The organism is Pedobacter sp. Bi27 (genome assembly GCF_918698255.1).
GTDB lineage: Bacteria > Bacteroidota > Bacteroidia > Sphingobacteriales > Sphingobacteriaceae > Pedobacter.
This window is the reverse complement of record NZ_CAKKMW010000005.1, coordinates 423,978-436,825: the sequence shown is the minus strand read 5'-3', so window position 1 is coordinate 436,825 and position 12,848 is coordinate 423,978. Positions and strand designations below refer to the sequence as shown.

General features: G+C 39.1%; 7 protein-coding genes. All 7 read left to right on the top strand.

Annotation, left to right across the window (positions count from 1 at the left end; translation table 11 throughout):
* Positions 1-14: 14 nt before the first annotated feature.
* The 7 genes from LQ227_RS18960 to LQ227_RS18930 all read left to right on the top strand — a co-directional run bounded on the left by LQ227_RS18960 (position 15) and on the right by LQ227_RS18930 (position 12,844).
* Positions 15-1,262 carry a DUF2264 domain-containing protein gene (locus LQ227_RS18960; RefSeq protein WP_230139926.1) on the top strand — a complete coding sequence of 416 codons (1,248 nt, stop codon included), beginning with the start codon at positions 15-17 and terminating at the stop codon, positions 1,260-1,262.
* A gap of 74 nt (positions 1,263-1,336) precedes the next feature.
* Positions 1,337-2,458: a glycoside hydrolase family 43 protein gene (locus tag LQ227_RS18955; RefSeq protein WP_230139928.1), complete on the top strand. Its 1,122-nt coding sequence runs from the start codon at positions 1,337-1,339 to the stop codon at positions 2,456-2,458.
* 109 nt (positions 2,459-2,567) lie between these two features.
* A complete protein-coding gene (locus LQ227_RS18950) occupies positions 2,568-4,409 on the top strand; it encodes a glycoside hydrolase family 35 protein (protein ID WP_230139930.1) in 1,842 nt (613 codons plus the stop codon).
* A gap of 252 nt (positions 4,410-4,661) precedes the next feature.
* Positions 4,662-5,621 carry a TonB-dependent receptor plug domain-containing protein gene (locus LQ227_RS18945; protein WP_230150543.1) on the top strand — a complete coding sequence of 320 codons (960 nt, stop codon included), beginning with the start codon at positions 4,662-4,664 and terminating at the stop codon, positions 5,619-5,621.
* The gene (locus tag LQ227_RS18940; RefSeq protein WP_230150541.1) at positions 5,591-7,687 is read left to right on the top strand and encodes a SusC/RagA family TonB-linked outer membrane protein; all 2,097 of its coding nucleotides are present in this window, start codon (positions 5,591-5,593) and stop codon (positions 7,685-7,687) included. Before LQ227_RS18945 ends, LQ227_RS18940 begins: the two co-directional genes overlap by 31 nt.
* 12 nt (positions 7,688-7,699) lie before the next feature.
* A complete protein-coding gene (locus LQ227_RS18935) occupies positions 7,700-9,325 on the top strand; it encodes a RagB/SusD family nutrient uptake outer membrane protein (RefSeq protein ID WP_230139934.1) in 1,626 nt (541 codons plus the stop codon).
* 453 nt (positions 9,326-9,778) lie between these two features.
* Positions 9,779-12,844, top strand: coding sequence for a SusC/RagA family TonB-linked outer membrane protein (locus LQ227_RS18930; protein ID WP_230150539.1), 3,066 nt, complete (start codon positions 9,779-9,781; stop codon positions 12,842-12,844).
* Positions 12,845-12,848: the final 4 nt, after the last annotated feature.

Genomic DNA, 12,848 nt, shown 5'->3' with positions numbered 1-12,848 from the left:
TTTTATAGGAAAAAATGAGACTTAAAAATATTTTAATTACGGGTTTATTGATCGTCTTGGCTGGTGGTTCTGCATTTGCGCAAAAGAAAACCAAGAATACCAAAAATGCGGTTTTAACCGATCGGCAGTTTTGGTTGCAACAGATGGATAAGATGGTGAAACCCGTTTTGTATAACCTGGCTAAAGACAGCCTGCGTATTGCGATGCCAAAAGTTACTTCTATCCATATTGATAATAAAGAACACCGCATTAAAGTACAATATGTAGAAGTTTTGGGTAGGGTTTTAAGTGGTATTGCGCCATGGTTGCAGTTAGAGGGAGGTTCGACAGAAGAAGTAGCTTTAAGGAAACAGTACCGGGAGTGGGCCATTCAGGGACTAAAAAATGCTTTAGATTCTAATGCCAAAGATTTTATGAATTTCGATATTGGTGGGCAACAACTGGTAGATGCTTCTTATGTTGCATTAGCTTTGGTACGTGCACCTTGGTTATGGGAAAATCTGGATAAGAAGAACCAGGAACTGATGATGAAATCGATCGTTACCACCAGAAGATTCAAACCTGTTTTTTCTAACTGGTTACTTTTTTCTGCCATGAACGAGGCTTTTCTGGCTAAGTTCGGTTACAGCTGGGATCCTATGCGTGTTGATTATGCGCTGCAACAAATGGAACAATGGTATACAGGCGATGGAATGTACACCGATGGAACATCCTTTGCATTCGATTATTATAATAGTTATGTTATTCACCCTTATCTGGCTACTTTGGCAAATATCATTGGTGCTAAAACGAACAGTTATAAAGAGATGTTCGAGAAGATTAAAAAGCGCAATGAGCGGTATGCCATCATTCAGGAAAGATTAATCAACGCCGATGGCACTTACCCGGCAACAGGTCGCTCCATCATTTATCGTGGTGCTGCATTTCATCATTTGGCCGATATGGCCTGGAGAAAAGCATTGCCAAAACAGTTAAGTCCGGCTCAGGTACGGTGCGCTTTAACCGCTGTAATCAAAAAAACTTTAGAGAGCCCTACAACCTATAAAAATGGTTGGTTAACAATAGGCTTATATGGCGATCAGCCAAATCTTGGCGATTTCTATAACAACCAGGGAAGCCCATATATTGCTTCAAATATCTTTTTGCCATTAGGTTTGCCAGAAGCAGACCCATTTTGGACCAGCCCAGCAGAGAAATGGAGTGCGCAAAAGATCTGGAGTGGCGAGAATTTTGAAAACGATCACAGTGCCAGTTTAAAATAAATAGCAGATAGCTATACAATTGAAAAGATGTGGGTAATTACCGTCTTTGTAACGTTAAAAATTATTTAATTAAAATGATGAATAAGAGAATCAGTTTTGTTTTAGGATTTATTGCCTTCAGTTTAGGACTAAATAGTTATGTTTCAGCACAACAAACATATACTTCTTTTACTCCCGGTAAACTTTGGAAGGATGATAAAGGTGTTCATATTAACGCCCATGGCGGAGGCATTGTCGAATATAAAGGCATTTACTATTGGTTTGGTGAGCATAAGATTGAAGGTGAAAAAGGCAATACGGCACAGGTAGGCGTACATTGCTACTCATCAAAAGATTTATACAATTGGAAAGATGAAGGTATTGCACTTCCGGTTTCAGAAGATCTGAAAAGTGACATTGCTAAAGGCTCAATCCTGGAGCGCCCAAAAGTGGTGTATAACAAGAAAACCAAAAAGTTTGTGATGTGGTTTCACTTAGAACTTTTAGGCAAAGGTTATGCAGCAGCAAGATCGGGTGTTGCGGTAGCCGATCGCCCAACTGGTCCATATACTTTTATCAAGAGTTATCGTCCAAATCCGGGGAAAATGCCCTTTTATGCAGCAGGAACAGCAGAAAAAGATATGGTAAATTGCCAGCAACCGGCCAATAAAAGTGATGGTTTTTTCTGTAGGGATTTTCCCGGTGGGCAAATGGCAAGAGATATGACCGTTTTTGTCGATGATGATGGAAAAGCCTATCATATATTCTCTTCAGAAGAAAATTTTACGTTGCATTTGGCGGAGTTAACCGCTGATTATTTAGGGCATACAGGAAAATTTATCAGAATTTATGTGGGGCAGCAAACAGAAGCACCAGCTTTGTTTAAGAAAAACGGAACCTACTATATGGTTGGTTCGGGCTGTACAGGCTGGGCGCCAAATCCGGCCAGATGGTTCAAAGCAAGCTCCATTTGGGGACCTTGGACTTATATGGGTAATCCATGCCAGGGCGAAGGGGCCAAGCTAACCTATGGCGGCCAGAGTACGCATGTATTGCCGGCACCAGGCAAAAAAGGAGAATTTATTTTTATGGCTGATAAATGGGAACCGAAAAATGCCATTGATGGCCGTTACTTGTGGTTGCCAATCAAATTTGAGAACGATAAAATTTCGATAAACTGGGCAGATGAATGGGATCTGAGCGTGTTTAAAAGGTAGAGAAAAAAACAAAATTTTTATATAAATCTAGATGATGAATTGCGTAAAAATGCGCAAATGGGACTTTTTTTTGCCCAAAATTCGGGTCATCTTAAAACAACTTTAAAAAATGAAAGCAAAACTATTATGGTTGGTGGCGATATGTTTCTCCTTATCAGCTTTTGGCCAACAAGCTAAACATACGTTTAAGCTAGGAGAAACAGACTTTCTATTAGATGAAAAACCCTTTCAGATAATTTCTGGGGAGTTACATTATCCTCGTGTACCAAAAGAGGCCTGGCGGGCCCGTATGAAGATGGCCAAAGCAATGGGACTAAATACGATCGGTACTTATGTATTCTGGAATCTGCACGAACCACAAAAAGGAAAATTCGATTTTTCGGGCAATAATAATATTGCCGAATTTGTGAAAATCGCCCAACAAGAAGGCCTTTGGGTTATCTTAAGACCAAGTCCTTACGTTTGTGCTGAATGGGAGTTCGGTGGTTATCCCTATTGGCTTCAGAACGAAAAAGGCCTTGTGGTGAGAAGTACCGAAAAACAATATTTAGATGAGTATAAGAAGTATATTATTGAAGTAGGGAAACAGTTGGCACCATTGCAGATTAACCATGGTGGTAATATTATTATGGTACAGGTAGAGAACGAATACGGCTCTTACGCTGCTGATAAAAATTACTTAGATATCAACAGAAAAATGTTTATCGAAGCAGGTTTTGATGGATTGCTTTATACCTGCGATCCGGCTGCAGATGTAAAAGATGGACATTTAGACGGATTACTGCCAGCCGTAAACGGAATCGATAATCCGGCAAAAATTAGGCAGTTGGTAAATGAGAACCATAATGGAAAAGGCCCATATTTTATAGCTGAGTGGTATCCTGCATGGTTCGATTGGTGGGGAACACCTCATCACACCGTTCCGGCAGCGCAATACACCAAGAAGTTAGATTCTGTTTTAGCAGCGGGCATCTCGATCAATATGTACATGTTCCATGGCGGTACAACGCGCGATTTTATGAATGGGGCAAACTATAAAGATATTTCACCTTACGAGCCACAAACCAGTAGTTATGATTACGATGCGCCTTTAAATGAGGCTGGAAACGCAACTGAAAAATTCAGGGCGTTTAGAAGTGTGATCGAAAAACATCTTCCAGCAGGACAGAGTTTACCGCCAATTCCAGCTGCTAAACCAAGTATCGCAATTGCGCCTTTTAAACTGGGAAGTAAAGTGGCTTTGTTTAATGCGCTGCCAAAAGCAGTGAAAAATAGCACGCCTTTAACTTTCGAGGATCTTAGCCAGGATTATGGCTATGTACTTTACCGAACGACCATTAAGGGAGATAAAAAAGGCGAACTTCAGATTAAACAACTACGGGATTATGCACTGATTTTTATCAACCAGAAAAGGGCAGGAATTTTAGACCGTAGGTTAAACCAAAATACTTTGGCATTAACAATCCCGAAAGGCGAAGTACAACTCGATATTTTTGTAGAAAATATGGGCAGGGTAAACTTTGGAAAGTATCTGTTAGAAAACAAAAAAGGAATTACCGAACAGGTAACTTTCGATGGTACCGAAGTTAAAAACTGGTCGATGTACGGCTTCCCTTTTAATAATATTGCTGGTTATACTGCAAAGGCTGCTCCTTCAAAACAAAGTGGAAACGGACCAACATTACAAAAAGGATCTTTCCAGATTTCGAGAGTTGCGGATACTTATTTAGATATGACCGATTGGGGAAAAGGGGTAGTGTGGGTTAATGGACACAACCTAGGGAAATACTGGGCAATTGGTCCACAACAAACATTATATATCCCTCAAGAATGGTTAAAAAAAGGTAAGAATGATATCGCGGTTTTAGAACTGATTAAATCTGAGCAGAATATTTTAAAGGCAATTGATCAACCAATCTTAAATACAATAAAAAAATTAAACGTAGACTAAACGTTTAAAAATCTTCAAATAGGGGTTAAAAAGCCAAATTCTAACAAAAAGTAACAATTTAGCCCCTACTTATTACCGTATTACCCCTCACTCCACTAGTATTTTATGGTTACTTTGTTGTAATCAATCCATCCCCATTCATGCATAATTTCTATATCAGGTCTGATTAATATTTAATAAAATATTTTGATAGACTACCCTTTTGAATTCCTCTCGCGGTTCAATTATTAACTAACCAAATAATCTTAAAAAATGAAAAGAAAACTACTAGCCACATCTAAGTGTGCGGTAATGTTTTTGTTTGCTTTAATCCTATCCTTAGGTAAATCAAACGATTCAATTGCACAAACTGCTCAAATCTCAATTTCTGGAAAAGTAAAAGATACTCAAGGTAACCCCATTCCAGGTGCCTCCATTAGTGTTAAGGGAACTACTCAGGTGGTGGCCAGCGATGCCAATGGAAATTTCAAAATATCAGCCCAAAAAGGAGAAAGTTTAGTGATTACTTTTGTCGGTTATGTAACCAATACCATATTGGTAGCTAATGACACGCAACTGAGCATCATCCTTGCAGAGGATAAGGATAAAAACTTACAAGATGTAGTTGTAATAGGTTATGGTACGCAAAAACGTTCTGATGTTACCGGTTCGATTGTTTCTGTACCTAAAGCACGGTTGTCGCAATTACCTGTAACAAATGTTCTTCAATCAATTGAAGGCGCAGTAGCAGGGGTAAATGTTAGCACTACATCATCTGTTCCCGGAAGTCAGCCGAATGCATTAATCAGAGGTCAGAATTCAATAAGCGCAACTACTGGGCCTTATGTGGTTGTGGATGGGGTGCCTTTGACCAAAACCGGTGGTTCATTAAATGACATTAACCCAAACGATATTGCGTCTGTAGAGGTTCTGAAAGATGCGAGTGCTACCGCAATTTATGGTACCAATGGCTCAAATGGTGTTATCTTAATCACAACAAAAAGAGGTACAACGGGTAAACCGGTTATTCGTTACAGCGGTTATGCAGGTATCGATAATATTGCACATATTTTGCAGCCAGGAAGCGGTGCAGATTATGTTCAAAAATATGCTGATATGCTTAAACAAACCGGCCAGGTACAACAAAGACCAGTTCCAAATATCGGTGAACTTCCTGCTTATAATGCCGGTACCACAACCGATTGGTTAAAGAAGCAACCCAACAAGGGGTAATTCAGGATCATAATGTTAGTATTTCGGGCGGATCACAGGATGTTAAATATTTCATTTCAGGCGATTATCTTAATCAGAAAGGTGTAATTAAAGGTTATGATTTTAAACGTATAGGTTTGCGTTCTAACCTGGATGTTAATGTAACCAGTTTTTTAACTATAGGTACATCACTATTTTTAACCAGTAATAACTTCGACGGTGGAAGGGCAAACTTGTTGTTAGCAACGGCGATGAGTCCTTATGGTCAGGAATATAATACAAATGGAACATATACAATTTACCCGATGAGTCCGGAGCAATTGTACACGAATCCACTGTTAGGTTTAACAACTACTCAAATCAGAAGAACAACCAATATTAATGGAAATGGATATGCCGAAGTTAAGTTTCCCGGAGTGTTAACAGGCTTGAAATTTCGTTTAAACGCAGGTTATACTTATTTTCCGGAAAGAAGAGGAAGTTATATTGGCCGTTTAGCCAATGATTTAAATGGTACCGCAAGTAGTTTCAATGCCTCTACAAACAGTTATACTATTGAAAATATCTTAAGTTATTCTAAAGATATTAAAAAGCACCACTTCGACTTTACGGCTTTATACAGTGCTCAGGAGCGTCAATACAGTTCTACTACAGCTGGTTCAGTTGGTTTTATCAATGATGAATTAGGCATGAATAATATGGGTGCCGGAGCTACACAAACCAGTGGATCTTACCGTGATAGATATGGATTGAACTCACAAATGGGTCGTTTGTTTTATTCATATGACAGCAAATACTTACTGACTTTAACTGCACGTAGAGACGGTTCTTCAGTTTTCGGCGCAAATACAACCAAATACGGTGTTTTCCCTTCTGCTGCAATTGGCTGGAATATCATTAACGAAGACTTTATGAAAAGCGCCAAGTTTTTCAATAACCTGAAACTAAGATTATCATACGGTAAAACAGGTAATGAGGCTGTAGATGTTTACAGAACCATAACTACAGAAGGTTCTTTACGCTCTCCATTTAATGGGATAAGTACGATTGGTGTTGCTCCAAATAACTTAGGAAATGCATCATTACAATGGGAAACCACAAAAACGGCAAATATTGGCTTAGATTTCGGTATTCTTAACAACAGGATTAATGGTAGTATAGAAGCATATCAGAATAAAACATCAGGTCTTTTATTAAACAGAGCTTTACCCATTATAACGGGTTACTCAAGAGTGTTAGAAAATATTGGTAAAACAACGAATAAAGGTTTAGAGATCACTTTGAATACACAAAATATTGCTGGTAAAGATTTCCGTTGGGAAACCATGTTTGTTTTTGCGACTAACAAAAATAAAATTACCAATTTATATGGCGATGGAAAAGACGATTTAGGAAACAGATGGTTTATAGGTAAGCCAATTAGAGTAGTGTATGATTATCAAATGACAGGTGTCTGGCAAACGGGAGAGGACGTTTCTAAACAAGACCCAACAGCAAAACCAGGAAGCCTGAAATTTGCTGATTTAACCAGCGACGGTAAAATTACGGCCGATGACAGAACGATTCTAGGTCAAATTGATCCAAAATGGACCGGTGGTTTAACCAATACTTTCCACTACAAAAACATCAACCTGAGCATTTTCATTCAAACTGCTCAAGGGATGACCAGAAACAATACTGATCTGGGTTATGGTGATGAAACCGGAAGAAGAAATACGCCTGCTGAAATTGGTTACTGGACGCCTGAAAACATGAGCCAAACCAGGCCAGCATTATCTTACAACAACACTTTGGGTTATGGCTATGCATCAGACGCAAGCTACACCAGAATTAAGGATGTGACGTTAAGTTATGTTTTCGCACAGTCAGTGTTAGATAAACTTCACCTCGGTAGTTTAACCGTATATGCAAGTGGTCGTAACCTGCACACTTTTACCAAATGGGTAGGCTGGGATCCAGAACAAACTACTTACAGTAGAGGATCAGGCGATGGCAATGCAAATCAACAGGCATTTGCAGCAGACTGGACAAATAACTATCCTTTAACAAGAACTTTCGTATTGGGTTTAAATGTTTCATTACGTTAATTTACAATCATCATGAAAAAATATATAACCATAATTGCATCATTATCAGTGCTATTTGTTGCATTTTCATCCTGCAAAAAAGCATTTTTAGATGAGAAACCATTTTCATCATATACACCATTAACGCTCACCGATTCACTTGGATTCGAAGCCTCGTTAATTGGTTTGTATAACCATACAAGTACAATTTTTTCCTGGGCTGATCAGCAGGGCTGGCCAAGCGTTTGGCAGGTTGGAACTGATGTTGCAAATGCAACCAATAACCAGCAAGGTGTAGAAATTCCTTACTATAATTATGCTACGCTAACCTCTACTGATGGTGGTGCAGCCCGCATGTGGAATAGAGACTACATCATGGTAAACTTAACTAACATTATTGTAGATGGTATTGAAAACCCAAGTGTAACTAGCTTAAGTGCAAAAGGTAAAAGCCTGGTAAGCGCCGAAGCTAAATTTTTCAGGGCTTATGCTTACAACAACTTAGCAACTTTGTTTGGTGGTGTGCCATTGATTACACATGCATTAGCAGGGCCAAAAATAGATTTTGTAAGGGCACCTATAGCTGATGTAAATAATTTAATCGTTTCAGATTTAGTGTATGCTGCGGCAAACCTTCCTGATATTGAATCAGTTAAAACCAATTCCAAAGGCAAAATGTATGGCAGGGCAAACAAATTTATGGCTATGCAACTTCTTGCTGAAGTTTATCTCCGGATCGGGAAACCTGATTTAGCAGAGCAACAGGCACAGGCGATTATCAGTAGCGGAAAATTTAGCCTTATCAGAAGCCGTTATGGTGTTAAAACTGGCCAGCCAGGAGATTATTATTCAGATATGTTCCAATATGGCAATGAAAGAAGAGTTCAGGGCAATACAGAGGCTATTTGGGTGTTAGAGCAAGAAAATCCAACTGCGGTAGTTGGTGGTATCACCGATAATCCACAGCAAAGAAGGGTATGGGGAGCTGCTTATTACAACATTGCAGGAATGGCTTTGGCCGATTCGTTAGGCGGGCGTTCAATTGGTAGGTTGCGCTTAAGCAACTGGGTACTTTATGGTTTGTATAAAGGTAACGATATCAGGAACTCTCAATACAACATCCGTAGAAGATATTATTACAACGACCCGAATCCTATATATGCTGCAAGATATGGCAAACCGGTTCCTTTTACCGGTCCTGATACGTTAGTCAATATTTGCCCAAGTACAACCAAATGGGGCGCTTTTGATCCTAATGATACTTTTGGTTATGCGATGATCAAAGATTTTATTTTGATGCGCTTGGGCGAAACTTACCTTCTTTTAGCTGAAGCTCAGGTTGCTCAAGGTAAAACAGCTGAAGCTGCCACAACCATAAATGTACTTAGAACAAGGGCAAATGCGGCTCAGGTTAGCGCAGCTGAAATGACTAAAGATTTTATTCTTGATGAAAGAGCCAGAGAGTTGATTGGCGAAGAAAATAGGAGGATGACGCTGATGAGAACCGGAACTTTAGTAGAACGTACACTTCGTTTAAACGCGAACGATGCATCAAAACCGATTACAGGTTTAACGACAAAAAATTTGTTATTGCCAATTCCTTTAAGTGAAATACAATTAAACAAGGACGCGGTGTTGACTCAAAACCCAGGCTATTAAATCATCCGGGTTACCTAAATAATTCACTCTCCGGATCTTGCTGTAAAGAAAGGTTCGGGGATTTTTTGTTCCCATCCGGTTTTAAGCAAGGTAACCGGTTAATCTGTTAAATCAATATCCCTTTAAGAATATGGATTATCGAATCTTTCTTCTCTAAAGTTAAACGTTTATTTAACGTTTAATTTCTAGCCAAAAAGCGAAAAAACAGCATAAAAGGCCTAAAAGTAACAATTTAACCCCTATTTATTACCGTATTACCCCTCAGTTGAGGGGTAATTTAATGGTTACTTTGTTAGACCAAGTAACAAACAAATAAGATATGAGCAAAAAACGACATTTTATTTAACATCTTTCCCTACAAATCGAAAAGCATTTAACTAATACTTTTTTTAAATAACCATTAAATAAACCCGCTCACCTGAGCAGAATTTTTTAAACCAAACATCCCTTAGTATGCAAAAAAAATTACTACTGAAATTTTCGGTTGTGTTTTTATTGCTGTTTAAAATCATCCCGGTGCACGCTTCTAACGAGGCTAAATCTGCCCTGAATTTTAAGCAGAATATTGATACACTGCAAAAGGCTCCATCCCTCTACCTAGTTGATGAAAATCAGCTCCCCCTTGTAGGCGCTAAGCTTGTTAACACGAAAAATAAAACCAGTGCCATTACCGATCTCAACGGTATTGCTGAGTTAAGCTATGGTACTGGCGATCTGATTGAAGTTTATGCTTCAAACGCATTGGTGCTAAAACTTGAGATCAGGAAAAACCAGAATGTGATTATGGTGAGCAGCAAAAATCCAGGCGTTGCAGCATTAAAACCAGTTAGAATACTCTATGATCAAACGGTTAAACAATCGTTATCTACCATGGCAACTGATGCTGTTTATACAACAGATTTAACCAAAACTCCTGTAACTTCTATAAAATCGGCCATTACCGGACGTTTAGCTGGTTTATATACCAATCAAAATTCGGGCAGGTTAGGCTCCGAAGGCCGGACTGATGGAACCGCTTCATTACTTTCACTTGGATCATTAGGTTCTGATGCAGTCACAATGTCGCTAAGAGGACAAAATCCTGTAATTATTGTCGACGGTATACCAAGGCAACTCACCATTTTTAATATGGAAGAGATCGAGTCGATTACGGTTTTAAAAGATGCTGTTTCAACGGCAATGTTAGGTGTAAAAGGAGCAAGTGGTGCAATTTTAATTACGACCAGAAGGGGATCTAAGGCAAAGCAAACCATTTCATTTACTGCGCAAACTGCATTTCAAAAATCACTTAAACTCCCACAGAACTTAAGTTCATTTCAATATGCCAGTTTATACAACGAGGCTAGGGTGAATGATGGCCTAACACCAATTTATACAGCAGCAGACCTACAGGCTTACCAAACCGGAAGCGACCCACAAGGCCACCCCGATGTAAACTGGAAAGATTTGGTAACTAAACCCACTTCGCGTTTCAATCATTATACCTTAAATGTATCGGGAGGTAATGATTTTGGAAAATACTTTGTCGCTGTTGAGCATGTAGATCAAAATGGACTTTTCAGGACTTCAGATCTTAATACTTACAATACCGACAACGATTACAAAAGTTATGTCATCCGTTCTAATGTAGATCTGCAGATTAACAAGAAACTATCAGCAGGGATTAATCTGATGGGGCGTTTAATCAATGGAAACGAACCTGGTTATGGTTCGCAATCAATATTGGGTTCCATTTATAGTACACCGAGCAATGCCTACCCAATTTATAATCCAAATGGAAGCTTTGCTACCACTTCAACTTATCAGAACAACGTTTATGCCCAAGCTATTTCATCAGGTTATATCGGAACATATAAAAGAGATGTATCGGCCGATTTATTCTTGAAAAGAACATTTGATGAAATTACAAAAGGACTTTGGCTAAAAGCTAAGGCTTCAATTTATGCAACATTGTCTGAGAATACCTATAGAAATAAATCGTTCGCCAGTTTTTTCTATAATCCAACTACCAAAGTCTATACGCAATATGGTAGCATTGGTACACAAAACAATTATACAGGCATTAATTACCAGGGGCACTCAGATTATGAGGAGCTAACACTTGGTTACGACCGCAATTTTAACAAACATGGTGTAAGTGCAGTTTTACTCGCCAACCACGATAATTCATTTACAGGTTCAGATCTTCCTTATACGGTACAAGGGATTTCGGGAAAGGCATCGTATAATTTCGATGAGAAATATGTTGCTGATGTGGCTTTTGGATACAATGGATCAAATTATTATCCGCCATCAGGCGATTATAAATATGGATTTTTTCCTGCCGTGGCTTTAGCCTGGAACATCAATAAAGAAAATTTTTTAAACGATACTAAATGGTTAAGTGGCTTAAAACTGTATGGTTCTTACGGTAAAACCGGAAACGATAATCCTGGCTACTTCGTTTACATTCAAAGGTATTTTGATGGAACAGCTACTTATTTTGGTTCTACTCCAGGTTCTAATACCAGTATTTATGAACAGCCTTTAGCCAATCCTAATATTACATGGGAAAAAGCAAATAAATTTAATATAGGCTTACAGGGTGCGGTTTTAGATAACAAGTTGAGTTTTACTGTCGAATATTATCGTAATAAATATTACGACCTGTTGATGCAGAGAGGTAAAAACTCTGCGCTTATCGGACAGAACTACCCATTAGAAAACATTGGCCAGAGCAGATATACCGGTTGGGATTTCAAACTGAATTTCCAGCAAACGGTGAATGATTTTAGCTATTATGTTGCCGCTACAGGTGGATTGCAACAATCGAAAGTGCTCTATCAAAATGAGGTAAACCAACCTTTCCCTTGGATGGCCAGAACCGGACAGGCCGTTGGCCAGCGCTTTGGATACATTGCTGACGGCTTATTTCAAAATAACGCTGAAGTAAATAGTAGTGCCAAATTGGAAGGATACACCGCACAGCCTGGTGATATTAAATACCGCGACCTGAATGGAGATGGAATCATCAATCAGTTGGATCAAACAGCAATCGGTAATGCAAAACCATTGTTTTACTATGGCTTAAATTTAGGCTTTCAATTTAAAGGATTCGATTTTAGTGCGTTGATACAAGGGGCAATGAACCGCACCATTTACCTGAACGGAAATACAGAGTGGGCCTTTCAAAACAACGGTTTTGGACAGGCTTGGGAACAAAATCTCGACCGTTGGACTCCTCAAACAGCAGCTACCGCTACTATGCCCAGATTATCGATTGGTACAAACATCAATAACGAAGCTGCCTCTACTTTCTGGCAGCACTCGGGCAATTACGTACGCTTAAAAAATGTTGAGGTAGGTTACACGATACCGGACTATTGGACCAAGAAAATTGGTTTACAGAGCATCAGGGTATTTGGCAATGCTACCAATTTGCTAACACTAGCCGCTTACGATCGCGTAGATCCGGAGGTGTATAATGGCAACTATCCAATCCAGCGATCGATCAACATGGGTATCAACATTAAACTTTAATCAC

Excerpts from the sequence above, each read along its gene's own strand:
- LQ227_RS18960 (WP_230139926.1), top strand. The coding sequence starts at position 15 with ATGAGACTTAAAAATATTTTAATTACGGGTTTATTGATCGTCTTGGCT.
- LQ227_RS18955 (WP_230139928.1), top strand. The coding sequence starts at position 1,337 with ATGATGAATAAGAGAATCAGTTTTGTTTTAGGATTTATTGCCTTCAGT.
- LQ227_RS18950 (WP_230139930.1), top strand. The coding sequence starts at position 2,568 with ATGAAAGCAAAACTATTATGGTTGGTGGCGATATGTTTCTCCTTATCA.
- LQ227_RS18945 (WP_230150543.1), top strand. The coding sequence starts at position 4,662 with ATGAAAAGAAAACTACTAGCCACATCTAAGTGTGCGGTAATGTTTTTG.
- LQ227_RS18935 (WP_230139934.1), top strand. The coding sequence starts at position 7,700 with ATGAAAAAATATATAACCATAATTGCATCATTATCAGTGCTATTTGTT.
- LQ227_RS18930 (WP_230150539.1), top strand. The coding sequence starts at position 9,779 with ATGCAAAAAAAATTACTACTGAAATTTTCGGTTGTGTTTTTATTGCTG.